Raw genomic sequence first — 25,496 nt, forward strand, 5'->3', positions numbered from 1 at the left:
ATACATAATCTCTTCGTTGCTATAAAAATAATTCAATATCGTAAAGATAAAATTATCATAGTTAAAATTTCTTTCTCCCAGATACATGGCAATTTTAAAAGTCAAAAAAGTTAAAATGACATATATCAAAATGAAAATAGTAAAAATTTTAAAATATGTTCTTAGTTTTGAGGAATTATAAACAGAGCATATCAATGAAATGGCAAAAAATAAAAGTAGCCAACTGATAGAGTCGCAGCATGCTTTGAAGATAAGACTGAAATCACGATCAAGGGTTTTGTAAAGTCCCGAAACGAAAACTAGATACTTAAATATCACCACGATACAAGATATAAGCCCCAACTCTCTGGCACTTTTTAGCATATATTTTTTTTCTTGTTGTAATGGTTCCAAATTTACTCCTTAAATTAAATTAGTTATTTTATTATAATTAGTTTAAAAATATTCAAATATTTTAAATCAGGTTAATTTATTTTAATTTGGTATTTATTTATCTCGTGACTGACCTTAAAAAGTAGCTAGAAACCGCGCATATAAGCGATACTGCTGCGACAAAGTAAAATGAGTGTATAAGGCTAAAGATGTCAGCGATCTTGCCGATGACCGTTGCGAATATGCAACCATCGTTATACTAAGGCCAAGCATTACGCCGGAGGCTAGGCCGATTTGATTTGATTATAAAGACCAGCGTCCCTTTTAGGCCAAAATTTCCCACAAAAACGGCGACTAAAATGGGTCCAACCGCAAAGCCCACATTGCCACCAAATGAAAATATACTTATGCTTTTGGCTCTATTTTTGGTGTTTGAGGCGTAGTTTACGATCCTTGCAGCACTTGGGTGAAAGAGCGCGGCGCCGATACCGCTTATCATCACGCAAACTAGGATGATGTAGTAGTTTGTCACAAAGCCAGTGAGGCTCATGCCCCCCCCCGCCAGCAAGCAGTAGCCCAAGCGGGATGACGTATGGCAACTCTTTTTTGTCGCTTAGGTGACCGATGAGCGGTTGGATGAGCGAGTTTGCTAAATTCGTGGCGGTCACGAGCGAGGTGGCTGTAGCGTAGTCGTAGTGGTAGCTCGCGATGAAAAATGGCAGCATCGCGCCAAGGGCACTTTGGTTTATGTCGCTACAAAAGTGCCCAAGCCCCATTAGATACTTTAAATTTTCCGCCTTTTTCATCTAAAATAGCCCCTTTAAAAACCCCTTTAAATTTTGTTTGTCGTTGTTAGAGTCGCTATCTTTGCCAAGCTTTTTATCTAAAAATCTACCTATCTCTTTTTTGACCTTATTTTCAAGATATTGCGATCTGACGTCGTATTCTAGGTTGTCTGTCATGCCTGAGATTTGCACGTTTAGATCGGTCTTTTCTAGCCTGCAAACAAGCGGCGCGTTAAGCATTTTTGTCGCGGTATTGTAAGTGCCGTTTGCAACCTTTATGTCGCTCTTTGGCGAGCTTAAATTTACGTTAAAGATGACGTTGTCGCCCTTTATATCGCCGTAAATTTTACCGTCTTTGTAAATTTCTTTTGTGATGTCCTTGCCAGTGAATATTTTTATGTTGTTTGTGAGATTTGTGCTGGCTAGGTGACCCTCTTTTAGCAAGATGTCAAATTTGCCGAGCTTTTGCTTCGTTTCGTAGTCAAATTTAGCATCGCCATTGCCGTCATATAGATGATCCAGCCCCAAAGTCTGCGTTAGCCCTTTAACCTCAAAGTTTTTTAGCACCGCATCAAGCGCGCCACCTTTGTAGGTTGCCTCTAGCTTGCCCCTAAATAGATCATCTGAAGTGGCTTTTACGCTTAGATCATCCACTTTGCCGTTTGCCGTTACGTGGGCTGCAAATTTACCGTGAAGCTCGCGACCAGCTAAAAATGCAAGCTTATTTAGCTCCGAAACTACCGCTTGAAGCTTTAAGTTTAGCGTATTTTTGCCCACGTCAAAACTGCCATCTATGCCCTTTATATCAGCTAATGAGCTAAGAAAGTCACCACTAAATTTTGCCATGTCGCCTTTATAGTCTAGGCTCAAATTTGAGCTAAATTTCTCATTTTCAGGGAATTTTTTATCAAGCATTTTGCTAAGTGCTACGGCGTTAAATTTACCATCATTTAAAGCGATCGTTGTGGCGATGCTTGGGCTTTTACTAAAGATATTTTGCCCCTTTGCTTGGACATTTGCCTTAGCGTTTGCCAGTCTGTCATTGCCGCTGAGCGCCAAGATCTCTCCTAGCTGCGCCTCTTTTAGGCTAAGATCAAGATTTTCATTTTTTATTGTGGCGTTTAGCTTGCCAGCAAAGGCATCACCGCCTAAATTTAGCTCATCTATCTTGCTAGCCTTGAGCTTCACATCGCCCGCAAGCACCATCTTTGAGCTCACCTCAAAGCCGCTAACCGCTTTAAATTTCTCAGGGTCGCTAATGAGCAGGACAAATTTGCTAAAAATTTGGCTATTTTTTAGGTCAAAAACGCCCTTTACATCCTTTAACTCACCAAGGTCGCTAAGCACATTTGCGTCAAAATTTACAAGCTCATTTTTCGCGGTAGCGCCACCTTTTAGCTCAAATTTTGCCGCATTTTTAAGCTTTGCAAGACCATTATTTATAAGGCCGTTTTTTATCTCAAATTTAGCCTCGCCCGCAAGCTTTTTTAGCTCGTCAAAGCCGCTAAAATTTGCATTTAAATTTATCTCTCCGTCTGCGTAGCTAGGCTGCAAGGCAAGCGCTAGAAGCTCTTTTAGCTTTATGCTGGCCGCATTTAGGGCTAAGTTTTTACTATCAAAATTTGCATTTATCTTGCCACCAAGGCCGTTTATGTCAGCCTTTAGGTTTTTAAGGGTGTTTTCTTGCATTGTAATTTCGCCGTTTGCATCCACGGCGCCACTTAGCTGTTGCCCCAAAAGCTTGCCAAAAAGAGCAAGATCAGGCACATTTAGAGAAAAGTCGCTCTTTAAATTTTTGCTACTTAGATCATAAGTCGTCTCATTTGCTTTTAAAGTGGCTTCAGGCGCAATGATAAGGGTTTTTGCGGTCACTTTTTCATTTGCAAATTTAGTATTTACACCGCCTTTAAAGTTTATATCTTTTGCTAAATTTATCCCAAATTCGTTTTTAAGAATTTCTTTGTTTATCGCTGCATCACTTGCTAAAATCTGAGCGTTAATGATCGGCTCATTTTTCTCATCAACCCCTTGCATATTGCTCGTTAGATCAAGCTTACCACTAGCTAAATTTGGCTTTTGAGCAAGAGCTGATATCTCAGAGAGTTCGATATTTTTAGCGTCAAGATTTAGAGCTTTTGGCAGATAGTCTTTTAAATTTGCATTTAAATTTATGTTTGAGCCAAGCGCTGTGCCAGTTGCCACTAGTTTGAAGTCACTAAATTTACCAGCCACGTTTGCTTTAAGTGCTACATCTCTTTTTAACCCAAGCTCGCTAGCCTTTGCCTTGTCGGCATTTATATCTATATTTAAATTCATACTTTGAGCAAATAATGAGAGATCGCCATTTGCCCTTAAATTTATGGCATTCATCACGGTCGCTTCTAAATTTAGCGTACTAAGCCTAAGATTAAAATCTTTAAATTTCACATCGATACCGCGAGCAAGTGCCTCTTTTTCTATTTTGTTGGCTATAAATTTATTACCAAAAGAGCTAAAGATAAAGCCAAAAATGCAAAGGATTATCAGCGCCAAAGCCACTACCAAATAGGCTATTTTTTTCATAAATTTCCTTTATATTAGTTTTATATATCATAAAACTTTAGTGCAAGTGACTAAAGTTTTAATAAAATTTAACTATAAATTATTGACTTTTTTAGAAAAAAGTGCTAGGATTTCATCACTCAAAAATAAAGAGTGCTAAAAAAGACAATTAAACCAAAAGGATGAACAATGAACTTTCAACCATTAGGCAAGCGTGTTCTAGTCGAACGCGTAGAGGAGACAAAGACCACAGCTTCGGGCATTATTATACCTGATAACGCAAAAGAAAAACCTTTAAGCGGTGAGGTAAAAGTAGTCAGTGCTGAAGTAGAGGGTGTAAAAGTTGGTGATAAAGTTGTATTTGCAAAATACGGTGGCACTGAGATAAATTTAGATGATAAAACATATCTTGTTTTAAATATCGATGACGTTTTAGGCGTGATCAAATAAGGCTGCAGATGGCTACGATTATGTATGTTGATTTTCCGCAAGAAGGTCTTTTTGGAGACGAGATGTCAAAAGCTTTTGAGGATTTGGCTAAAAGCATCAACCAAGAACCTGGTATGATATGGAAAATTTGGACTGAGAACAAACAAACAAAAGAAGCAGGCGGAATTTATCTTTTTGACAATAAGGAGAATGCGGAAAAATATCTGAAAATGCACAGCGAAAGGCTAGCTAAAAACGGCTATTCAAATATTCGCAGCAAAATTTTTGATATTAATATGCCTTTGTCGATGATAAATAAGGCTGATTTTTTAAAATAAATTAAAACCGAAAGGAAATACAATGGCAAAAGAAATTTTTTACTCTGATGATGCAAGAAACCGCCTATACGAGGGCGTAAAAAAACTAAATGACGCTGTGAAAGTGACAATGGGACCAAGAGGTAGAAATGTCCTTATCCAAAAGAGCTTTGGCGCTCCAAACATCACAAAAGACGGCGTTAGCGTGGCTAAAGAGGTTGAGCTAAAAGATACTATCGAAAACATGGGTGCAAGCCTAGTTAGAGAAGTAGCAAGCAAGACAAACGACCAAGCAGGTGACGGCACTACAACAGCGACTGTGCTAGCTCACGCGATATTTAAAGAGGGTCTTAGAAACGTAACTGCTGGCGCAAATCCTATCGAAGTAAAACGCGGCATGGATAAAGAAGTAGCAGCTCTTATAGATGCACTAAAAAACATCTCTAAAAAAGTTTCTGGCTCAAAAGAGATCGCGCAGATCGCTACTATCTCTGCAAACTCAGACGAGAGCATCGGCAAGCTTATCGCAGATGCGATGGAGAAAGTCGGCAAAGATGGCGTAATAACAGTAGAAGAGGCAAAGTCTATCCAAGACGAGCTAAGCGTTGTTGAGGGTATGCAGTTTGACCGCGGATATCTAAGCCCATACTTCATCACAAACCCTGAAAAGATGCAAGTTGAGCTAAGCAATCCATTTATATTGCTATTTGACAAGAAGATCACAAATTTAAAAGATCTACTCCCTGTGCTTGAGCAAGTACAAAAGAGTGGCAAACCACTTCTAATCATCGCTGAAGATATCGAGGGTGAGGCCCTTGCAACACTTGTTGTTAATAAACTTCGTGGCGTGCTAAATATCTCAGCTGTTAAAGCTCCTGGCTTTGGCGACAGAAGAAAAGCTATGCTTGAAGATATCGCTATCTTAACAGGTGGTGAAGTTATCAGCGAAGAGTTAGGCAGAACACTTGAGAGCGCTACTATAAACGACCTTGGACAAGCTTCAAGCGTAGTTATTGACAAAGATAACACAACTATCGTAAATGGTGCGGGCGAGAAGTCAGCGATCGACGCTAGAATAACTCAGATCAAAGCGCAAATCGCTGAGACAACAAGTGACTATGACAAAGAAAAACTTCAAGAGCGTCTTGCAAAACTAAGCGGTGGCGTGGCAGTTATCAAAGTAGGTGCTGCGACTGAAACTGAGATGAAAGAGAAAAAAGACCGTGTAGATGACGCTCTAAGCGCTACTCGTGCAGCTGTTGAAGAGGGTATCGTAGTAGGTGGCGGTTCAGCTCTTATCCTTGCTTCAAAGAGTGTAAATCTAAATTTACAAGGTGATGAGGCAATCGGCGCTGAGATCGTTAGAAGAGCGCTTCGTGCTCCACTTCGCCAAATCGCTGAGAACGCTGGCTTTGACGCAGGTGTAGTGGCGAACGCAGTTGAGACAAGCAAAGATGCAAATTTTGGCTTTAACGCTGCAACTGGCGAATATGTAAATATGTTTGAAGCTGGCATCATCGATCCAGTAAAAGTTGAGAGAGTTGCTCTACAAAACGCTGTTAGCGTGGCTAGCTTGCTACTAACAACTGAAGCAACTATCAGCGAGATAAAAGAAGAAAAAGCAATGCCTGCAATGCCTGACATGGGCGGAATGGGTGGCATGGGCGGCATGATGTAGCAGCCCTTTTCGAGCTAGAGCCTTCTAGCTCGAATTTATATTTAAACTTTAACCTCACTAAATTTATAAAATTATTTACTCCTTTTTAAATTTATTCTTGTATCATTTTGCTTTCTTTTATGGAGAATTTACAATGAAATATGATGAAATTTTTAGAGAATATGACATCCGCGGTATTTTTGAAAAGGACTTGACAGAAGATAGCGTCAAGGCTATAGGGCTTGCTTTGGGTAAGAAATTTAACGAATTTGGCGTGAAAACTTTAAGTGTTGGTTTTGATGCAAGGCTAAGTGCTAGCACGCTTTTTAGGTATCTGCTAAGTGGTCTAAACAAGGCTAGCGGCTTTAAAATTTATAACATCGGCTTACTTCCAACTCCCGTTGGCTACTTTAGCGTTTATGCTGATTATTTTGACGCAAACATCATGATCACGGGCTCTCACAATCCAAAAGATTATAACGGCTTTAAGATCACTATCAAAAAAGATAGTTTCTTTGGCAAAGATTTGCAAATTTTAAAAGATAAGGTGAACGAGATAATCGCCTCTGGTGAGCAAATAGCAGACAATGAGAGCTGTGAGAAATTTAATATCTTAGAAAAATACGTTGAGTTTTTTGTAAAAGAATTTAGCGAGCTTAAAAATTTCAAAAAGCCTTTTATCATCGACTGTGCAAATGGCGCTGTTGGCGTGAGTTTGGTGCCTATCGTCAAGGCACTTGGACTAAATGCAAAAATTTTATATGAAGATCCAGACGGAAATTTCCCAAATCACCACCCAGATCCAAGTGAAAAAGAGAATTTAAAAGAGCTATTTTCTCTTATCGAAAAGAAAGAATTTGACCTTGGATTTGGCTTTGACGGAGATGGCGACAGGATCGCCGTGATAACGCCAAAAAGAGATATAAAAGGCGATGAACTAGCATATCTTTATGCTCTAAATATGAAACATCCAAAGGTGCTTGGTGAGGTTAAATGCTCGCAAAATATGTATGATGAGATCGCAAAGATTGGTGAAGTTTTTATGGGAAAAACAGGACACAGCAACATCAAAAAAATGATGAAAGAGCTAAATGTCGATCTTGCGGCTGAAGTGAGTGGCCATATCTTCTTTAAAGAGCGCTATTTTGGCTTTGACGATGCGCTTTACGCGATGATGAGGGTGCTTGAGCTAGTTCACAAGGGCTTTGACCTTGATGGCGAGCTTGATAAGATGCCACTTGTCTTTAGCACCGATGAGATCAAGGTAAAGACGACTGATGAGGCTAAATTTAAGATAGTTGCCAAGCTAAAAGATTGTGTGAAAAATGAGAGTTGCGACCTGCCAAAGATAAAAAATATCATCGACATTGATGGTATAAGAATTCAGTTTGAAAATGGCTGGGCGCTGGTACGTGCATCAAATACAACGCCAGTTATCGTCACTAGATTTGAGGCAAAGAGCAAGGAATTTCTAGAAGAGATCGAACAAAAAGTGACAAATTTATTAAAGAGTTTAATGTAGCTTGCAATGAGCATTTTGGGCTAAATTTACTCCAAAATACTTTTTAAATTTTTATTTAAATATTCAAAAACTGAGATTTGTCTTTCTTGTATGGCTTTCGCGGTTTTTCCTCTGCATACATACTATCTGTAATTTAAATTTATCAAAAACATGCATCTTAGCTTTTTGAACCTTCATGTGGATAATGTAATTTAAATCCGCAAGTAGTCTATCTATAGCTCATTATTGCAAGGAGCTCGTCTACTAGCTTGCTACTCAGGTATGTTAAGATATCCGCCCTTTATGGATTTTATGCAGTGTAATCTACTGGCAAAAATTTTTACAAACGTATTTGTCAAATTTAAAAAAAAAGAGAGATGGCGTAAAAATTTACGCCATTAAATTTTAGAGTTTGCCGCCTTCAACGACAAGTGATTCTGGATTGACGCTGTCGCCGTAGATCGGTTTTAGCGTAGCATCATAGTCTTTGTGGAAGAAATTTTCTTTTCCAAGCTCAATGATCTCATTGTTTAGCCAGTCAAGTAAAACTTTGTTACCTTTTTTAACAGCTGGTGCTATCACATCCACATCACCAAGTGCTTCAACGCCTACAACAAAGCCAGGGGTCTCTTTTGCCCAGGCAAAAAGTAGGGCGTTATCATGCGCTAGTGCAGCACCTCTTTTATCAACCAAAGCTGCGAATGTTTCAGTATTTTGGTCATATTTTGCAAGCTTGATATCAGGATAATTTTTTGTAAAAAACGCGTCTGCGGTTGTGCCCTTATTTACGATTAGGGTTTTGTCTTTTAGCTCATCGATGCTCTTTATCACTGCACCTTCAGGGCTTACGATGCCAAGCGAAACCTTCATGTATGGAAGCGCAAAATCAACAACTTGTGCGCGCTCAGGTGTTTTTGTAAAATTTGCAAGCGTGATATCTACTTTATCAGCTACTAAAACTTCAACTCTACCAGCAGCCTCGACTAGCTCAAATTTTACCTTGCTTTCATCGCCTAGTAGGTCTTTTGCGATACGTTTTGCAAAGTAAATATCATAGCCTTGGTTTTTGCCGTCTTTATCGACATAGCCAAATGGTGGTTTGTCGCTGAAAACGCCAATTCTTACATATCCGCGCTCTTTGATCTTTGCGATCGCATCAGCTTCGTTTGAAGCAGCTTTTGCCGTGTCGGCACCTTTGTCATTACCACAACCCGTTAGAAAGACGGTAGCGATTAATGCTAATAAGAAAAATTTAAATTTTCTCACTCTTTCTCCTTATAAAAAATTTAAATAAATAAGAGCGTTAAATTTTCGCTCTAAACGCATTTTGAAAAAACGGCAAATTATCTCTTATTTTTTCTAAAACGAGAATAAATTTAGAAATTTCTTCGCGCGGTCACTCTTTGGATTGGTAAAAAATTCCTCTGGCTCGCTGATCTCCACGATCGCTCCAGCATCCATAAATACGATCTTGTTTGCAACCGCCCTTGCAAAGCTCATCTCGTGGGTAACTATTAGCATCGTCATTCCATCTTTGGCTAAATTTAGTATCACGTCAAGCACCTCTCTAACGATCTCTGGATCAAGTGCAGCCGTAACCTCGTCAAATAGCATAATCTCAGGGTTTAAACAAAGGCTTCTTACTATTGCTATGCGCTGCTTTTGACCGCCGCTTAACTCCTTTGGGTAGGCAAATTTCTTATCAAGAAGTCCAACCTTGCTTAACCACATATCAGCCGTTTTTTCAGCCTCGGCCCTATCTCTTTTTTGTACCTTTAAAGGCCCAAGAAGGACGTTGTCAATGACGTTCATGTGATCAAACAGCTCGTAGCTTTGAAAGACCATGCCGACTTTTTGGCGGATCCTTTGCCAATCATTAAATTTAGCATCTATCGCTTCGCCATCGATTATTATCTCGCCGCTTGCGATACTCTCAAGTCCGTTTATACATCTAAGAGTTGTGCTTTTGCCACAGCCCGATGGTCCAAGAAGCACGACCACTTCACCGCTTTTAACCTCTAAATTTATATCTTTTAAGGCGTGAAGCTCTCCATAAAATTTGTTTATTTTTTTAAGTTCTAATATGTTTTCGCTCATTTTAGCTCCATTTTTCTTCTAGTTTTTTTGATAGTTTTGAGACTGGATAGCAGATCACAAAATATAAAAAGAATATGAGCGTGTATATCCAAAATGGCGCCATAGGATTTGTAAATACATTTCGCTCGATGATCTGCTGACCGACCTTGACTACCTCTACAACGCCAATTAGCACGACGATAGAGGTCGTTTTTATCATACGGCTTAGTAAATTTACAGCTCCAGGCACTAGCCTTCTCGTGGCTAGTGGGATGATGACGTGAGAGTAAATTTGAAATTTACTAAGTCCAAGTGAGGCGGCTGATTCAAATTGATGTTTTGGTATTGATGTTATTGCACCACGCACGATGTCCATCATTTCAAAAATTCCCCACAAGCTAAAGACGATGAGTGAGGCTGTAAATGCTGAAATATGAATATCAAACGCCTTGCTGACACCAAAATAAAATAAAAATAGCCAAACGATCTGAGGCATTATACGAACGATTTCTAGGCAAATTTTTAAAATAAAATAGATAAATTTATTTTTCATGCTCATAAGCACGCCAAGCACTAAACCGCCGATTATAGAGATAAAAATAGAGATAAATGAAATTTCTGTGCTAACGACTAGACCTTCAAAGAGCCTTAGTAAATTTTGCGTGTCAAATAAAATACTAACTCCTTGCATTTCTCACCCTTTTTTCGATATAGCTAAGCACTAGCGAGACTGGCAAGATGATGATGAGATAGCTAATTACTAGCATAAAAAGCGCTTCGTCTGTTTTGTAATAAAGCCCGATGAGATCCTTTGCGACGTAAACTAGATCAGCAAGAGCTACAATACTAACGATGCTTGTTTCTTTTAGTAAAAAGATAATATTTGCACTAATGCTTGGCACTGCTACACTAAATGCTTGAGGCAAGATAACATATCTTAAGAGCTGATTTTTGCTAAGTGCGATGCTAAGACCTGCTTCTATCTGCGACTTTCTAACCGCCTCAAAACCAAGTCTAAAGCTCTCACTCATGTAACTACCGCCAAGAAAGCTAAGTCCCGCGACCGCACAGGCAAAGCCGCTCATCGATACACCAAGCTTTGGCAAGCCATAATATAAAAAGAAAAGCTGTATAAGAAGTGGCGTATTTCTTGAGAGTTCGACGTAGCAGTCAATCACTTTTGATAGAAATTTTAGCTTGTAAAATTTTACAGCCATACAAAAAATACCGATCAAAATAGAAAAAATGATCCCTAAAAAGGCGATCTCACAGGTAAGCACTCCGGCCTTAACATAAAGCGGATAAAATTTCTCAATAAACTCAAAATCCATAAAACTTTAATCCAATCTGAAAAATGGAGTTATTTTATCTTATAATCATAAATTTAAAACTAATTAGATATGATCTTGCTTTAAATTTAAGCTTGCAAAAAGGATAAAATTTGATCGACCTTTTTCAGATCATCGGCTTTTTAGGGATGATTTGCATCGTGATGGGCTACTTTTTACTTCAGATCGGCCGCCTAAATAGCCGCGATCTAGCCTATCAGATAATAAATTTAGCAGGTGCGGTGCTACTTATCATCTCGCTTTTTGTGCACTTTAACCTCGGTTCATTTTTGATAGAGGTCTTTTGGATAATCATTACGATTTATGGAATTTACAAAATTTATAAGGAGAGAGCGTGAGAGCGTATGCAGAGTGGGAAGAGCAGGAGCTTTTGTTTTTATCGCTACCACATAGTAAGAGCGACTGGGAGCCTTATTTAGAGGAGATTTTGGCGAGCTATGAGGAGCTAGTGGCTGCTATTACGCCCTTTGAAAAGGTGGTACTAATCTGCCCTGATGAGGCAAATTTTGATAGATTTAAGAAATTTAAAAATATTGAGTTTGTTAAGCTTGATACTGACGATACTTGGATCAGAGACTACGGTATGATCGACGTTTGTGCTGAAGATGGCGTAAAGAGCTACGACTTTAAATTTAACGCTTGGGGCGGTAAATTTAAGAGCTCGAAAGATGATGCGATAAATTTAGAACTAGCTAAAATTTACAAAACCAAGCTTGAGCCAGTCGATATGATACTAGAGGGCGGAAGTGTTGAGTTTAACGGAGATGGCGTGCTTTTAACCACTTCAAAATGCCTGCTAAATGAAAATAGAAATTCCTCTCTTAGCAAAGAGCGGATCGAGGAGAAGCTTAAAAATTTATTTGGCCTAAAGCGTATCATCTGGCTTGAAAATGGCTTTATAAAAGGCGATGACACAGATAGTCACATCGACACTTTAGCACGCTTTATCACACCTGATACTATCGCTTATGCGAGCTGCGAAGATGAGAGTGATGAGCACTTTGATGAGCTTAAAAAGATGGAGGACGAGCTTAAAAAAACTGGCTTTAAGCTGCTTGCTCTGCCGCTACCAAAACCTAAATTTTATGAGGGCAAAAGGCTTGGCTGTACCTATGCAAACTTTATATTTATAAATGGCGCTTTGATCGTGCCAACATATAACGACGAAAACGATGAAAAGGTGCTAAATTTACTAACCAAGGCGCTGCCAGATAGAAAGATCATCGGTGTAAATTCGCTAGTTTTTGTCCGTCAAAATGGCTCGCTTCACTGCTCAAGCCAAAATAGATACAAAAGGTCTTAGTCTTGTCAAGTCCGTTTGATTATGAGTTTAATCGCATAAATAAGCAGGAGTGTACGCAGGGCGAAAATAAGGCAGTTATCGCAGCTGGAGCTTGCGCCTTTTTGCTCGCACTTGTGAAATTTACAGCTGGGCTTTTTAGCGGCTCGGTCGCTGTGCTTGGCTCGGCGATTGACTCGATGCTTGATTTTATAGTCTCGCTTTTAAATTTATTTGCGCTTAGAAAGTCAAGAAAGCAAGCCGATGAGAGATTTAACTTTGGCTATACAAAGCTAGAGGCGTTAGCAGCGCTATTTGAGTGCGTCATCATCGTTGTGGCTGCTGGATATATATTTTATGAGAGCATTAAGAAATTTAGCGAGCCAAATTTAGAGATAGACCTTGGCTTGAGCCTTGGTGTGATGGTGTTTTCAGTCGTGGTTACGCTATGTTTGGTGCTATTTTTAAACCAAATTTCTAAAAAAAGTGGCAATCTTATCATAAAAGCAGACGCACTGCACTACAAGATCGACCTTTTTAGCAACCTTGCTGTCATTATTTCTCTTCTTATCATTAAATTTAGCGGATTTGTGATGATAGATGCGATCTTTGGTATCGTGATAAGCGGCTACATCGCTCAAAGTGCGATAAGCCTTGGCAAAGACGCTCTTGGTGTCTTGCTAGATCACGCAGCAAGCCCTGAGGTCACAGCTGAGATTATCAAGATGATAAAGGCAAAAGAAAGAATTTCTGATTTTCACTATCTAAACACAAGACAGAGCGCAAATACCATATTTTTAACGCTGCATTTAGTTTTTGACAAAGATATCTCGCTTTACGACGCGCACGAGGTGGCCGACTCGCTTGAAGCTGAGATAAGAGAGAAATTTAAGGAATTTTCGTGGCAGATAACCACGCATTTAGACCCATACAACGACAAAGAAGGGAGATGAGATGAAAGTAGCACTACTTCAACAAGAATTTAAAGGGACAAAAGAGGCGACTATCGCAAAGACACTTGAGCTAATCGCCGAGGCAAAAAAAGGCAGCGCCGATCTAGTCGTCTGCCAAGAGCTGCACCAGACGCAGTACTTTTGCCAAAGCGAGGATACAAATTTCTTTGATCATGCAAACGACTGGCAAGAGGACGTCGCTTTTTGGGGCAGGGTGGCAAAAGAAAATGGCGTGGTTTTGGTCACTTCGCTTTTTGAAAAGAGGGCTGACGGACTTTATCACAACACCGCCTTTGTCTTTGAGCGTGACGGCAGCGTGGCTGGCAAATACCGAAAAATGCATATTCCTGATGACCCTGGATTTTACGAGAAATTTTACTTCACGCCTGGCGACATTGGCTTTGAGCCAATTGAAACAAGCCTTGGCAAGCTTGGCGTTTTGGTCTGCTGGGATCAGTGGTACCCAGAGGCAGCAAGGCTGATGGCACTAAAAGGGGCGAAAATTCTCATCTACCCAACGGCTATTGGCTGGTTTGAGGGCGATAGTGACGATGAAAAATCAAGACAGCTTGAAGCATGGGTGGCAGTTCAAAGAGGTCACAGCGTGGCAAATGGCCTGCCGGTTGTTGCGGTAAATCGTGTGGGCTTTGAAAAAGATGATAGCGGCGTGATGGATGGGATAAAATTTTGGGGAAATAGTTTTGTTTTTGGGCCACAAGGCGAGCAGCTTTTCCGTGCAAATAGCACAGATGAGCTTTGCAAGATCGTTGAAATAGATATGAAAAGAAGCGAAGAAGTGCGCAGAATTTGGCCATTTTTAAGAGATCGCAGGATAGATGCCTACGCAAATATCACAAAGAGGTTTATCGACTAAATTTAGAGCTAGAATTTCTAGCTCTTTTAAAATGTAAATTTCTTATCTACAATTCGAACTATCCTGCCGCCAAGCCTTTTTGTCTGCTCTTCATTGTGCGTGGTGATGATGATGGTGTATCTTTGCGACAAGCTTTTTAAAAGCTCCTCTACGATCAAAATATTTTTCATATCAAGCGATGAGCAAGGCTCGTCAAGCATGAGCACTTCAGGTTTTGTAGTTAGCATCCTTGCGATGCAAAGTCTTTGCTTTTGACCACCAGAGAGCTTGCTAGCTGGCATATCTAGGTCACTTATTTCACCTAGTAAATTTACGCTTTTAAGTAGCTCTTCTACCCTTTTTTGCTTATCTTTTATGCTGCCCTCGTAAAATTCCATTGCATAGGTCAAATTTCTCTCGACACTAAAAGGAAAGAGCGTGGCGTCTTGAAAGAGTATAGCTAGCTTTCGTCTTAGCCAAATTTCGCCCTTATTTTTGATATTTTCGCCTTTAAATAGTATCTCTCCGCTATATCTGCCGCCTTTTTGCTCCAAAAAGCCATTTAGCGCTGAAAGAAATGTCGATTTACCACATCCTGAGCTGCCCATTAGACAGATGATCTCGTTTTCGGCGACGCTTAAATTTAGATCTTTTAAAATTTCATTATCTTGATAAAAAATACTAAGATCTTTTATGTTTAAAATATCTGGCAATTTTCTCTCCTATATCAAATAAAACTACGGCTGAAAGCAGATGCAAAATGATCAATATAAAAATGAGCACGAGCGCCGTGGCGTAGGCATTTTGCGTTGCGACTGACTGGCTTAGTAGCATGTGCAGATGAAAAGGCAGTGCCATGACTGGCGAGAGCAGCCCCTCTACTTTTGCCATGAAGACGACTCCAGTTAAAAGTAGCGGTGCGGTAGCCCCTATGGCGTAGCTGCCAGCAAGTATTAAAATAGATATTATATTTTTTCTAATAGCTGGCAAAACCAGCTTTCTAGCCATGAAATTTTTATCAACACCAAGCGCGAAGCTATCTCTTAACATCTTTTCATCGATCTGCGAGATCACCTTTTCAACGCTTACTTCAACGAATGGAAAGACCATCAAAGCAAGCGTAATGCTAGCTGTTAGCAGGCTCTTTGGGATATCAAGACTAACTATAAAAAGCCCATAAACAAACATCCCAAGCAAGATAGAGGGTATGGAGGCCATCGTTTGGATGATAAATTTAAGCCCAAGCTTGATCTTGCCAGAGGTGCAGTAAATTTGCCTATAAATGGCGCAGCTAACGCCAAGAAGTGCAGAAAATATCATAGATAGTAGCATCAGCAAAAATGAGCCTATGATAGCGTTTTTTATGCCGCCACTCTCACCTAAATTTAAACCTTGCGGATTTTTAGTTAGAAAGTCTAAATTTATCTGAGAGATGCCATTTGCGAAGATGAAATAAAATATCCAAAATATCACCGCAACGACTATAAAAACGCAAAGATAGGCGTAAAATTTGACTAGATGATCTTTAAAAGCGTTCATTGTTTTTCTCAAATTTAAAGATAAAAATATTTAGCAAAAATATAAAAACAAGCAGGACAAATCCGCTTGCTATTAGGGCGTGATAGTGCAAGCTACCAGCCTCGCTCATGCCCATTTCAAGGGCTATTAGAGATGGTATGGTCTGAGCTTTTGAGAGTAGGTGCGGAAAAAGTGGAGTGTTGCCTATGACCATCATCACAGCCATCGTCTCGCCAGCTGCCCTTGAGAATGCGAGTATAAAGCCTGAAATGCTAGCTTTTATGGATTTTCTAAAAATGACTTTTCTTATAAAATATCCCGTGCTTACGCCAAGCGCGTCTGAGTTTGTTTTGAAATTTTGCTTTAGCAGATCAACACTTTGGAGCAAGTGCGAGGTAAAAAAGGGCAGTATCATGACGCTAAGGATGAGGCTAGCGGCCAAGACTGACTCGCCAGCGGACATTTTTAGCCCTGACTCTAAAATTTTTACAACCGTGTAAAGCGCGAAAAATCCATATATGATAGAGGGTATGCCAGCTAGTATTCTTATCATCCAGTCTAGCACGTGCCTAAGCCAGGCGTTCGCAAAAAAGCAGATAAAGATAGTAACTCCAAGCGAGATGAAAAATGAAAATATGCAAGCTAGAAATGCGACTGCAAAATTTGCGATTAGGATATTAAAAAGCCCAAAGCTAAATGGCTCCGTGCTAACGTCCCAGTCGCCATTTAGTAAGAAGTCAAAGAGACTTACTTCTGCAAAGAAACTCGTGGAATTTAGCAGCAAAAACCCCACGAGTAAAAGCAAAAGCATGGCGGATAAAAGTGTGAAAGCATATACCCCGCCTTTAAAAATTTGCCCTGTCATTGGCTATTTTACTGGTATAAATCCCATTTTTTCGATAGTCTTTTGACCTTCGGCTGAATTTAGTACGTCAACAAAAATTTGCTCGCTCTTGCTTAGATCACCACTTTTTACGATGATGAGCGGACGAGAGATGTAGTATTTGCCATCAACTATATTTTTTACAGTTGGCTCGACGCCGTCAACGTTTAGTGGTATTAGCTTGCCTTTGTTTTGGTTTGTGATACCAAAAGATGCGTAGCCAATAGCGTTTTTATTTTCGATTATTTTTGATACAAGCGCGCCCATTGAAGGTGACTGGATGACGTTTTTGCTAACTTTGACATCTTTCATTATCTTTTTTTGAAATACCTCGTGAGCACCGCCGCCAAGATCTCTTGTAACTACGACTATTTCGTCATTTGGTAGGGATTTGTCAAGATCGCTCCACTTTTTATACTCGCCTGAGAAAATTTTGACGATCTCATCTTTACTCAAATTTCCGCCCTTTAGCTTTATCACTTCATTTTCTGGGTTTACAGCTACGCAAAGTGCGTCTATGCCAAGCGTATAGGCTTTCATATCTTTGATCTTTGCTTTTTCGCTATCTTTTATGTCGCGAGCTAGCATACCAAAGTCAGCGACATGATCAAGCACAGCTTTTACACCAGCGCCAGAACCACCAGCTGAGACAAAGATAGTGATGTTTTTGTTTGGTAAAGAGCTATCAACTTTGTCCCAAGTCTCGTACTTTTCGATAAAGTCGGTTGAAATTTTAGCGATGACTGGAGCTAGAGTAGATGAGCCACTAAAGCTAACTTGCGTTTTTTCATCCGCACCAGAAGCGAAATTTAAAGATAAAAGCAGCATAGAAGCGGCCAACATAAGTGATTTTTTCATAAAAATCTCCAAAATTTGATTGTTATTAACATTTGTAAAAGCTATTGATTAGTTGTAAATTTGCAACAGTTTTTCTAAAACTTAGAACTGCGGTGGATTATACAATAAAAAATGATATTTAAATAGCCGGTTTATCAAATTTATTTTGGCTGATAAAGAAATATAAATTTAATCTTAAGAAAATATTTTTTTAAGTCTTGATTGTGTAGAATGGTTGCAACTTTACTAAAACGGCATGAAAATATCATATCAAATAAGGTAAAAAGCTAAATTTATAGAATAAAATAGCCTTAAATTTCTTGAAAGGATCTTAGATGAAAACTACTTCTTTGGCACTTGCTGGCTTGCTTTTAGCAACAACTCTTTCAGCAAAAGAATTTATCAGTATCGGTACTGGCGGCATGACAGGTACTTATTATCCGATAGGTGGAGCGATTTGCCGTTTAGCAAACAAAAATACTAATGTAAAATGCTCAGTCCAATCAACTGGCGGCTCAGTCTATAACGTGAATAACGTCCTCAAAAAAGAGCTTACATTTGGCTTCGTTCAAAGTGACGTTGTCTATGATAAATTTAACGGTACTGGCAAATTTGACGGAGCAAAAGATGAAAATTTACGCTCAGTAGTTGCTATCTATCCAGAACTTCTTGCATTTGTTGTAGCAAAAGATAGCGGTCTTACAAGTGATCTTGCTTCATTTGCAGGTAAAAAATATAACGTCGGAAACCCAGGCAGTGGCAACGAAGTGAGCACGCTTGAAGTCTTTAAAGCAAAAGGCTTTGACGTTTCAAAACTAGGCTACCGCGGTGTTTTAACAGTTGGTGAATGCCCACACGCACTAAAAGATAAAAAGATAGACGGATACAGCTTTGTCGTCGGTCACCCAACTGCAAATATTACTGATGCTGCGACATCTTTACCTATTGATATCCTAAATATCGAAGGTAGCGAGATTGATAATCTTCTTAAAGAGAAGCCATACTTTGCAAAAGGTGTGATCCCAAAAGGCTCATATGACGGCGTTGATCACGATGTAAATACTATTGGTGTAAAAGCTGTTTTAGTAACTAGCAAAGATACAAAGGACGAGGCTGTAAAAGCTGTGATAAAAGCTATTTTAGACAACTTTGATGAGTATAAAACTCTTCACCCAGCGCTAAAATCAGTAAATAAAGAAGATCTTGTTCAAGGTCTTTCAGCTCCGCTTCACCCAGCTGCAGAGGCTGCATTTAAAGAGGCTGGTATTTTAAAATAATCCATTTCCAGGGGCTTTTGCCTCTGGATAAAATTTAAATATGCAAATTTTTAATTTATATATTTAAATTTTAAAGGAGAGAGATGAACGAAGTCAAAGATAACGAAGAACAATTTGTCGAAGTAAAGACAAGGGAGATAAATAGCAATTTTTACAACTATTTCATTGCGATCGTATGCTTTTCTTGGTCAGTTTTTCAGCTTTACATAGCTTATTTTCCACTAAATACCAACATTTCGCGCTCGATACACTTAGCCTTTGCGGTTGGGCTTGTATTTTTACTCTACCCAGTCACTTTTCATAAAAAGGCACATTCTAGTTTGCCATTTTACGATCTGGTCTTTTGTGTGGTAGGCGTTGTAGCCGTGCTTTATCCAGCTGTTTATTTTTATGAGCTAGCTGATAGGACAGGGGACTACATCACGCAAGATATCGTCATATCGTTTTTAGCGATCATTGTCTTGCTTGAGGCTGGTAGACGCGTAATGGGGCCAGCACTTCCAATTATTTGTATACTATTTTTGATATATGATCACTTTGGCCCTTATATGCCAGATATCATTGCTCATCAGGGTGCAAGCTTTGAAAAGATCGCAGGACATATGTTTTTAACGACTGAGGGCATCTTTGGTGTGCCTATCGGAGTTAGTGTTAGTTTTATCTATCTTTTTGTTCTTTTTGGCTCATTGCTTGAGAGAGCAGGTGCTGGACAATACTTCATAAATTTAGCTTTCTCTCTTCTTGGAAAATATAGAGGCGGCCCAGCTAAGGCTTCAGTCATAGCAAGTGGCCTAACTGGCATGGTTTCAGGAAGCTCCACTGCAAATGTTGTAACAGTTGGTACATTTACCATACCACTTATGAAAAAAGCTGGTCTTTCGCGCACAAAAGCTGGAGCCATCGAGGTTGCAGCTGGCGTAAATGGACAGCTTATGCCTCCGATCATGGGCGCAGCTGCTTTTATCATCGCTGAGTTTTTAGGCATGACATATACAAATGTCATGATGGCGGCGGTTATCCCAGCGTTTGCTTGTTATTTGTCGCTATTTTTTATCGTTCATTTAGAGAGTGTGAAGCTTGGCTTAAAAGGTATAAATCAAAGCGAGTTTCACTCAAGATTTAAAATTTTTGTAAGTGGACTTCACTATATAACTCCGATTTTGATTTTGCTTTATACGCTATTAATCGCAAAAGAGTCAGCCATCGCTGCAGCATTTAATGCGATTGGATTTTTATTTTTAATAATGATCTTTCAAGAGCCAACTAAAAAGCTAGCAAGTGGCGAAAAAGTTGGCATAAATGACGTACTTCTTGGCTTTGAGGATATATTTTGGGCGATGGTTGCAGCTGCAAAAAGTATGACTACTATTGCCATCGCAACAGCGCTTGCTGGCATCATCGTGGGCTCTATCTCTTTAACTGGCCTTGGCCAAGTACTTTCAGATTTAGTTGAGTTGCTTGCTGGTGATAATATAGTTATGATATTGCTTCTTACTGCGTTGATGTCACTTATACTAGGAATGGGCCTTCCAACAACAGCAAACTACATCGTAGTTTCAAGTCTTGTGGCACCTGTCATTTTATTTTTGGCGCACAAAAATGGCTTTTTGATCCCAGCCATTGCTGTGCATCTTTTTGTATTTTACTTTGGAATTTTAGCTGATGATACGCCACCAGTTGGCATCGCAGCTTATGCGGCAGCTGGTATTGCTAAAGCAAATCCTATAACCGTTGGCGTTCAAGGATTCTTTTATGATCTAAGAACGGCGATCTTACCATTTGCCTTTTTCTTTAATAACAAACTTATGCTAATAGAAAGCGTAAATGAGGGCGATCCGCTTGATTCAAAAGGAATAGTCTGGATGAGCAATCCACTTGAAATTTTACTTGTCTTTGGTATGGCGATCGTGGGAATGTTTGCTTTTTCAAGCTTACTTCAAGGCTACTATGTCACAAAGCTTAGGATCTGGGAGCGTATTCTTTTGATCCCTGTTGTGCCACTAGCTCTTGTACCAAATATATGTGCGAAATTTAATCTTATACCAAACGAATACACTGCTTATATCGTAGCTGCTGTACTTTATGGATTTGTTTTTATGACTCAATGGGGTATTAAAGACAAACCACTTGATCAAATAAAAATAATCTAACCTTAGGCAAGAGCATTCTTGCCTAAATTTCTAATATAAATTTTTAGAGCCACCTTTATACTTTGAGTAATTTCTATTTAAAATAAGTGTTTTTTGGATTTTTTGTTTTAAGAAATTTTTAGGCTCGTAAGCCTAAAAATTATAGTTGTTTTGAGCGTCTTAGATCTCCTGCAAATTCGCAAGACATCTTATCGCCTAATTCGCAGCCTTTTACTAAAAATTCATAAGCTTTTTTAAATTCTTTAGCTTCTATCAAGATAGAACCTACCATCTCGCAAGAATATCCATCATTCTTATCACAAGCTTTATTAAAAAGTTCTCTTGCTTTTTGCGGCTCAGTATTTAGATAAAGCCCACCAGCTGCCGAGCAACCTTCTTTTTCACCGCTTTGGCAAGCTTTATTATAATACTCTAAAGCCTTGTCTAGATCCGGTGTCGCTGTTTTGCCTAGCTGATAAATGGCGCCAGTTTTTACACATGATTTTGCATCATTTTCTGCACATCCTGCTTCAAATTTAGCTAAAGCTTCTTTGAAATTCGAGCTCCCATATGCCTTTAGGCCATCTTCAAAGTTACCTGCAAAAGCACAAGCAGCTAATATTGAGATAAAAATCATTTTTTTCATTGAAATTCCCTTTTTTGTGAATTAACATGCAATTTTAGCATATTAATTTTTACACTTACTTGATGAAAAATAATTACGCTTTTAAAATTTGCTCTTGTTTTTTATAATCAGGCATGATTTTTTCTATAAAATCGTAAAAACTTTTTTGATGATGCGGATAGAGCAGGTGTGTTAGCTCGTGAAGAACGACGTAGCGTACGGCTGAGAGCGGCTTTTCTATGAGTCTTAGGCTTAGGTTTATATAGCCTTTTTTGTGATTGCAACTACCCCAGCGAGTTTTGCTATTTCGTATGACGATGCGCTTGATTGGCTTATTTATAAAAGGCTGAAAATGGCTTACAAGCTCTAAAAATAGCTCTTTTGCTCTTACTTTTACAAAACACTCAAGGCTTTTTAAATTTGGCGTAAAGACAAACTCGCCATCAAAAAATGGCTCTTTAAAATTTTCATCAAATTTTATCTTATAAATTTGTCCAAGAAATTTCATCTCATCATCTTTTGGTAAATTTGCAAGAGCTTTCTTGTAAGTATTTTCAAGCCAAATTCTGTGCATCTCAAGAAAGCTAAGAGCCATCTTTTGTGTGCTGTAAAATGGCATAGATAGCGTGATTTTAGCGTCCTTGCCAACTCTTAGACGCATGGATTTTACATTTGTTTTAAAATTTATTAAAACGCTTAGCCCATAAAAGTCTAAATTTATACTCTTTTGCTTTAAACTAGGCGTTTTTCTTGCCATTTTTTGCTTCTCCAACGCCACGTATTTGCAAGGCCCCTTAGCCATTCATCAGCACAAAACCCTATCCAAACGCCGATAATTCCCCAACCAAGATAGATGCCTAAAAAATATCCAAGTGGCAGCGAAAGCCCCCACATAAAGATAAGCCCGGTTGCTAGTGGAAATTTTGCGTCGCCGCTTGCACGAAGGGCGTTTACGATGACTATGTTAAAGGTTCTGCCTGCTTCAAGAAATATCGAAAGTGTAAAAAGCGGTAGCATGATCGCACGTAAATTTTCATTTAAATTTAGTGCGTCCATGATTTGATACTTTAGTGCATAAGCTATAAGCACGACTACTAGCGTGATAAAAACTCCAAGTCTTAGCGCTCTAAATGTCCTTGTATAGGCCTCGTTAAACTCACTTGCTCCAACTAAATGTCCTACAATGACCTCGTTTGCTACGCTGATGCTTGCTCCACAAAGCAAGATAAGAAGCGTGATCTGAAAGTAAATGGTCTGCACGCTAAGGCTAGCCTCGCCCATGCTTGCCACAAAGCCAAAAGCGACCATGTATTGCGCCATCCAGAGTAAATTTTCGCCTGCACTTGGAAGGCCAATTGAGAGGATTTTCTTTAAAATTTCAAATGGTACGACAAGTAGCTTTTTAAAGTAAATTTTAATTTTTGCCTTTTGACTTAGCATATAAGCTAGCACGAAAATGCCTACTAGTCTACCAACAAGTGTCGAGATAGCGACTCCTTGTAGGCCTAAATTTGGCAGATTAAACCAGCCAAAAAGGGAGATAGCATTGCCTAAAATCGTAATTACGTTCATTAAAACTGAAGTTAGCATAACAGCAGTTGCTAGGTTATAAACACGAAGTACCGCAGCTAGCACCATGCCGATACCATCAAAAAGTAGGGCAAAGCCAAGGATATGAAGATATGAGAAGCTATCATTTATAAGCTCTTTTGGCACGTTTAGTAAATTTAAGATGTTGTAGCCAAAGACGTAGATGATGATAGCTGAGAAGATACCAAAGAGCGTATTTGACGTGATGCTTGCGTGTATGACGTTTGAAGCAAGATCGTTCTTTTTAGCTCCAAGTGCTTGGGCGACGACGATTGAACAGCCAATGCTTAGGAAGTTAAAAATGGTCATAAAAAGATCCATCACTTGATTACCAGCACCCATTGCACCAACTAGATGCACACTCACTTTTGTAACCATGTAAGTGTTGATGATGAGCGTAATGAAGTGTAAAAACATATCTAAAAATATAGGAATTACTAATTTTTTTATAGAAAGATTCATTAAATGCTCGCTTGAAAGTCTAAATTTATGTGGCAATTATAGCCAAATTAGGTTTTAGCTCCCTTTTGATATAATCGCGAGAAATTTAAAAAATGAGAGAAAAATGGCATTAATCGACCTGATAGACGTAAGTAAAAAATTTGGCGCAAACGAGATTTTAAACGCTGTAAATTTTAGTGTAAATGAAAATGAGAAAATAGCTATCATCGGCAAAAATGGCAGCGGTAAAAGTACGCTTATGAAGATCATCTCTGGCGAGGTGGCAGTAGATAGTGGCAGACGCATAGTGCAGAGTTTAATAAGCGTCGAAATGCTAGCTCAAACTCCAAATTTTAACGCAACTTTTACCGTAAGGCAGGCGTTAAATAACGAGCTAAAAGAGATATTTGACGCGATAAGCGAATATGAAAAGAGCGGTGTTTTGCTAGCAAGTGACCCAGAGAACAAAGAAATTTTAAAAGAGCAAGAGAGGCTTTTAAAATTTATAGAGGCAAAGGACGGCTGGAATATCGAGCACAAGATCGAGAGAATTTTGCAAGAATTTAAACTAAAAGAGTATGAAAATAGACCCATTTGCTCACTAAGTGGCGGCGAGATCAGACGCGTGGCACTGGGTGCACTCATCCTTAAAAAGCCAGATGTGCTTTTGCTTGACGAGCCAACAAACCACCTTGATGTTTACATGGTCAAATTTCTTGAAGATATGCTAAAGGGCTCAAATCAAAGCATAGTTTTTATAAGTCACGATAGGTATTTTATCGATGCGCTGGCAACCAGGTGCGTTGAGGTTGAGGATGCAAGCTTAAAAAATTTCGAGGGCGGATATGCAAACTATCTAACCAAAAAAGAGGAAATTTTAGCAAGCCTTGCAAAGTCGCATGAGACTCTGTTAAAACAGCTAAAAGCCGAAGAGGAGTGGCTAAGGCGCGGCGTGAAAGCTAGGCTAAAGCGAAACGAGGGCAGAAAAGAGCGAGTGCTCGCCATGCGCGAAGAGGCTAAGAAAAATCCAGGCGTGATAAGACGCGTGAGGCTAGAGCTTGAGCGTGCGAGCAAAAATTTTAACCAAACGCAGAGCCAAAACCGCAAAAAAATGCTATTTGAGTTTAAAAATTTAAGCAAAAGCATAGACGGCAAAGTGCTTTTTGAAAAATTTGACGCAAGAATCTTGCAGGGCGAGAGGATAGCCATAGTTGGGCGAAACGGTAGTGGCAAAAGCACGCTACTTAAAATTTTGCTAGGACTTGAAAAGCAAAGTAGCGGCGAGATAAAAAGAGGCGAGGTGAGTATCGGTTATTTTGATCAAGCTAGAAATGTCCTTGATGATGATAAGAGCCTTATAGAGACATTTTGCCCAAATGGCGGCGATCACGTGCTGGTTCGTGGGCGAAATATGCATGTTTATGGCTATCTTAAAAATTTTCTCTTTCCAAAGGAATTTTTAGATAAAAAGATAGGCGTTTTAAGTGGCGGCGAGAAAAACCGCATCGCGCTTGCACTTCTTTTTACTAAAACTTACGATGTGCTGGTGCTTGACGAGCCGACAAATGACCTTGATATCGCAACTATCAACATTTTAGAAGACTACTTGCAAAGCTTTGAGGGGGCTATCTTGCTAGTAAGCCACGATAGATATTTTGTCGATAAGATGGCAAATAAGCTCTGGGCGTTTGAGGGCACAAAGATAAATGTCTTGCATGAAGAGTATAGCGTCTATTTGGAGCTTGAAGATGAGCTAAAAGAGCTTGATAAATTTGAAAAAGAGCTCTCAAATAACCAAAATGAAGCTAAACAAAAGAGCAAAACCGGCGTAAAACTAAGCTACAAACAAACGCAAATTTTAAATACATATCCAGATAAAATTTCAGCCCTTGAAGCAAAAATTTCTGAGCTAAATGAAGGTTTAAGTGATCCTAAAATTTATCAAGAAGTAGGTCTTACTAAGCTTTATGAAGAGCTTGAAAAGGCAAAAGCCCAGCTTGAGAGCCTAGAAAATGAGTACTTTGAAGTGCTTGAGATCGCCGAGGCACTGGAGTAGGGAAGATAAAGTATCGCAAGATGAAGTC

At 39.3% G+C, this 25,496-nt stretch carries 26 protein-coding genes; 11 read left to right on the forward strand and 15 right to left on the reverse strand.

Going from position 1 to position 25,496, the window contains the following annotated elements; genetic code table 11:
* From FZ940_RS09525 to FZ940_RS04370, 4 genes are all read right to left on the reverse strand, one after another.
* Positions 1–393: hypothetical protein (locus FZ940_RS09525; protein ID WP_222861998.1), on the reverse strand; the 393-nt coding region annotated here is incomplete at its 3' end.
* 238 nt (positions 394–631) lie between these two features.
* Positions 632–904 (reverse strand): MFS transporter, encoded by a 273-nt coding sequence (locus FZ940_RS09435; protein ID WP_262367613.1) that lies wholly within the window; start codon positions 902–904, stop codon positions 632–634.
* Positions 792–1,178 carry a hypothetical protein gene (locus FZ940_RS09585; protein WP_262367620.1) on the reverse strand — a complete coding sequence of 129 codons (387 nt, stop codon included), beginning with the start codon at positions 1,176–1,178 and terminating at the stop codon, positions 792–794. Before FZ940_RS09585 ends, FZ940_RS09435 begins: the two co-directional genes overlap by 113 nt.
* Positions 1,179–3,719 carry a translocation/assembly module TamB domain-containing protein gene (locus FZ940_RS04370; RefSeq protein ID WP_148821614.1) on the reverse strand — a complete coding sequence of 847 codons (2,541 nt, stop codon included), beginning with the start codon at positions 3,717–3,719 and terminating at the stop codon, positions 1,179–1,181. It lies immediately after the preceding gene.
* Between the two features lie 168 nt (positions 3,720–3,887).
* On the opposite strand from FZ940_RS04370, the gene groES reads away from it, so the two are divergent.
* From groES to FZ940_RS04390, 4 genes are all read left to right on the forward strand, one after another.
* Positions 3,888–4,148, forward strand: a complete 261-nt coding sequence (gene groES, locus FZ940_RS04375) for a co-chaperone GroES (RefSeq protein ID WP_148821616.1) — start codon at positions 3,888–3,890, stop codon at positions 4,146–4,148.
* An 8-nt stretch (positions 4,149–4,156) separates the two neighbouring features.
* Positions 4,157–4,465: a monooxygenase gene (locus tag FZ940_RS04380; protein WP_148821617.1), complete on the forward strand. Its 309-nt coding sequence runs from the start codon at positions 4,157–4,159 to the stop codon at positions 4,463–4,465.
* Between the two features lie 22 nt (positions 4,466–4,487).
* Positions 4,488–6,122 (forward strand): chaperonin GroEL, encoded by a 1,635-nt coding sequence (gene groL / locus FZ940_RS04385; RefSeq protein ID WP_002940160.1) that lies wholly within the window; start codon positions 4,488–4,490, stop codon positions 6,120–6,122.
* 133 nt (positions 6,123–6,255) lie between these two features.
* Positions 6,256–7,623: a phosphomannomutase/phosphoglucomutase gene (locus tag FZ940_RS04390; RefSeq protein ID WP_148821619.1), complete on the forward strand. Its 1,368-nt coding sequence runs from the start codon at positions 6,256–6,258 to the stop codon at positions 7,621–7,623.
* A gap of 384 nt (positions 7,624–8,007) precedes the next feature.
* Here the strand turns inward: FZ940_RS04390 and FZ940_RS04395 are convergent, their stop codons facing one another.
* The 4 genes from FZ940_RS04395 to FZ940_RS04410 all read right to left on the reverse strand — a co-directional run bounded on the left by FZ940_RS04395 (position 8,008) and on the right by FZ940_RS04410 (position 11,009).
* Positions 8,008–8,868, reverse strand: a complete 861-nt coding sequence (locus tag FZ940_RS04395) for a cysteine ABC transporter substrate-binding protein (RefSeq protein WP_021091264.1) — start codon at positions 8,866–8,868, stop codon at positions 8,008–8,010.
* Between the two features lie 93 nt (positions 8,869–8,961).
* Complete coding sequence (locus FZ940_RS04400; RefSeq protein WP_107793858.1) at positions 8,962–9,699, reverse strand: amino acid ABC transporter ATP-binding protein; 738 nt, start codon at positions 9,697–9,699, stop codon at positions 8,962–8,964.
* A 1-nt stretch (position 9,700) separates the two neighbouring features.
* Positions 9,701–10,369: an amino acid ABC transporter permease gene (locus FZ940_RS04405; RefSeq protein WP_103593871.1), complete on the reverse strand. Its 669-nt coding sequence runs from the start codon at positions 10,367–10,369 to the stop codon at positions 9,701–9,703.
* Positions 10,356–11,009, reverse strand: coding sequence for an amino acid ABC transporter permease (locus FZ940_RS04410; RefSeq protein ID WP_103619006.1), 654 nt, complete (start codon positions 11,007–11,009; stop codon positions 10,356–10,358). Before FZ940_RS04410 ends, FZ940_RS04405 begins: the two co-directional genes overlap by 14 nt.
* A 110-nt stretch (positions 11,010–11,119) precedes the next feature.
* On the opposite strand from FZ940_RS04410, the gene FZ940_RS04415 reads away from it, so the two are divergent.
* Genes FZ940_RS04415 through FZ940_RS04430 form a run of 4 tightly spaced genes read left to right on the forward strand, consistent with a single transcriptional unit; the run spans position 11,120 to position 14,133 of the window.
* Positions 11,120–11,365 (forward strand): CBU_0592 family membrane protein, encoded by a 246-nt coding sequence (locus FZ940_RS04415; RefSeq protein WP_021089339.1) that lies wholly within the window; start codon positions 11,120–11,122, stop codon positions 11,363–11,365.
* Positions 11,362–12,330 carry an agmatine deiminase family protein gene (locus tag FZ940_RS04420; protein ID WP_148821621.1) on the forward strand — a complete coding sequence of 323 codons (969 nt, stop codon included), beginning with the start codon at positions 11,362–11,364 and terminating at the stop codon, positions 12,328–12,330. The genes FZ940_RS04415 and FZ940_RS04420 overlap by 4 nt, the downstream gene beginning before the upstream one ends.
* A gap of 2 nt (positions 12,331–12,332) precedes the next feature.
* Positions 12,333–13,259 carry a cation diffusion facilitator family transporter gene (locus FZ940_RS04425; RefSeq protein ID WP_148821622.1) on the forward strand — a complete coding sequence of 309 codons (927 nt, stop codon included), beginning with the start codon at positions 12,333–12,335 and terminating at the stop codon, positions 13,257–13,259.
* A gap of 1 nt (position 13,260) precedes the next feature.
* Positions 13,261–14,133: a carbon-nitrogen hydrolase gene (locus FZ940_RS04430; RefSeq protein ID WP_148821624.1), complete on the forward strand. Its 873-nt coding sequence runs from the start codon at positions 13,261–13,263 to the stop codon at positions 14,131–14,133.
* A 26-nt stretch (positions 14,134–14,159) separates the two neighbouring features.
* Here FZ940_RS04430 and FZ940_RS04435 read toward each other — a convergent pair whose 3' ends face one another.
* From FZ940_RS04435 to FZ940_RS04450, 4 genes are read right to left on the reverse strand one after another with little or no spacing between them, the layout of a single operon-like run.
* The gene (locus tag FZ940_RS04435; RefSeq protein ID WP_148821626.1) at positions 14,160–14,825 is read right to left on the reverse strand and encodes a phosphate ABC transporter ATP-binding protein; all 666 of its coding nucleotides are present in this window, start codon (positions 14,823–14,825) and stop codon (positions 14,160–14,162) included.
* Positions 14,794–15,651, reverse strand: a complete 858-nt coding sequence (locus FZ940_RS04440; protein ID WP_103579872.1) for a PstA family ABC transporter permease — start codon at positions 15,649–15,651, stop codon at positions 14,794–14,796. The genes FZ940_RS04435 and FZ940_RS04440 overlap by 32 nt, the downstream gene beginning before the upstream one ends.
* Positions 15,638–16,495, reverse strand: coding sequence for a phosphate ABC transporter permease subunit PstC (pstC, locus tag FZ940_RS04445; protein ID WP_103579873.1), 858 nt, complete (start codon positions 16,493–16,495; stop codon positions 15,638–15,640). Before pstC ends, FZ940_RS04440 begins: the two co-directional genes overlap by 14 nt.
* 3 nt (positions 16,496–16,498) lie before the next feature.
* The gene (locus FZ940_RS04450) at positions 16,499–17,371 is read right to left on the reverse strand and encodes a phosphate ABC transporter substrate-binding protein (RefSeq protein WP_084042175.1); all 873 of its coding nucleotides are present in this window, start codon (positions 17,369–17,371) and stop codon (positions 16,499–16,501) included.
* Positions 17,372–17,685: 314 nt separating this feature from the next.
* On the opposite strand from FZ940_RS04450, the gene FZ940_RS04455 reads away from it, so the two are divergent.
* Both FZ940_RS04455 and FZ940_RS04460 read left to right on the forward strand, forming a co-directional pair.
* A complete protein-coding gene (locus FZ940_RS04455; protein ID WP_148821627.1) occupies positions 17,686–18,627 on the forward strand; it encodes a TAXI family TRAP transporter solute-binding subunit in 942 nt (313 codons plus the stop codon).
* An 83-nt stretch (positions 18,628–18,710) separates the two neighbouring features.
* The gene (locus FZ940_RS04460; RefSeq protein ID WP_148821629.1) at positions 18,711–20,777 is read left to right on the forward strand and encodes a TRAP transporter permease; all 2,067 of its coding nucleotides are present in this window, start codon (positions 18,711–18,713) and stop codon (positions 20,775–20,777) included.
* Between the two features lie 139 nt (positions 20,778–20,916).
* Here the strand turns inward: FZ940_RS04460 and FZ940_RS04465 are convergent, their stop codons facing one another.
* The 3 genes from FZ940_RS04465 to FZ940_RS04475 form a co-directional block, all read right to left on the reverse strand.
* Positions 20,917–21,402 carry a tetratricopeptide repeat protein gene (locus tag FZ940_RS04465; RefSeq protein ID WP_087585286.1) on the reverse strand — a complete coding sequence of 162 codons (486 nt, stop codon included), beginning with the start codon at positions 21,400–21,402 and terminating at the stop codon, positions 20,917–20,919.
* A 73-nt stretch (positions 21,403–21,475) separates the two neighbouring features.
* Positions 21,476–22,138 (reverse strand): M48 family metallopeptidase, encoded by a 663-nt coding sequence (locus FZ940_RS04470; RefSeq protein WP_187422137.1) that lies wholly within the window; start codon positions 22,136–22,138, stop codon positions 21,476–21,478.
* Positions 22,114–23,433: an MATE family efflux transporter gene (locus tag FZ940_RS04475; RefSeq protein ID WP_148822095.1), complete on the reverse strand. Its 1,320-nt coding sequence runs from the start codon at positions 23,431–23,433 to the stop codon at positions 22,114–22,116. The genes FZ940_RS04470 and FZ940_RS04475 overlap by 25 nt, the downstream gene beginning before the upstream one ends.
* A 103-nt stretch (positions 23,434–23,536) precedes the next feature.
* Here FZ940_RS04475 and abc-f point away from each other — a divergent pair, with 103 nt between their 5' ends.
* Complete coding sequence (gene abc-f / locus FZ940_RS04480) at positions 23,537–25,468, forward strand: ribosomal protection-like ABC-F family protein (RefSeq protein ID WP_148821631.1); 1,932 nt, start codon at positions 23,537–23,539, stop codon at positions 25,466–25,468.
* Positions 25,469–25,496: the final 28 nt, after the last annotated feature.

It is taken from the genome of Campylobacter concisus, assembly GCF_902460415.1.
GTDB classification, from domain to species: Bacteria; Campylobacterota; Campylobacteria; order Campylobacterales; family Campylobacteraceae; genus Campylobacter_A; species Campylobacter_A concisus_Y.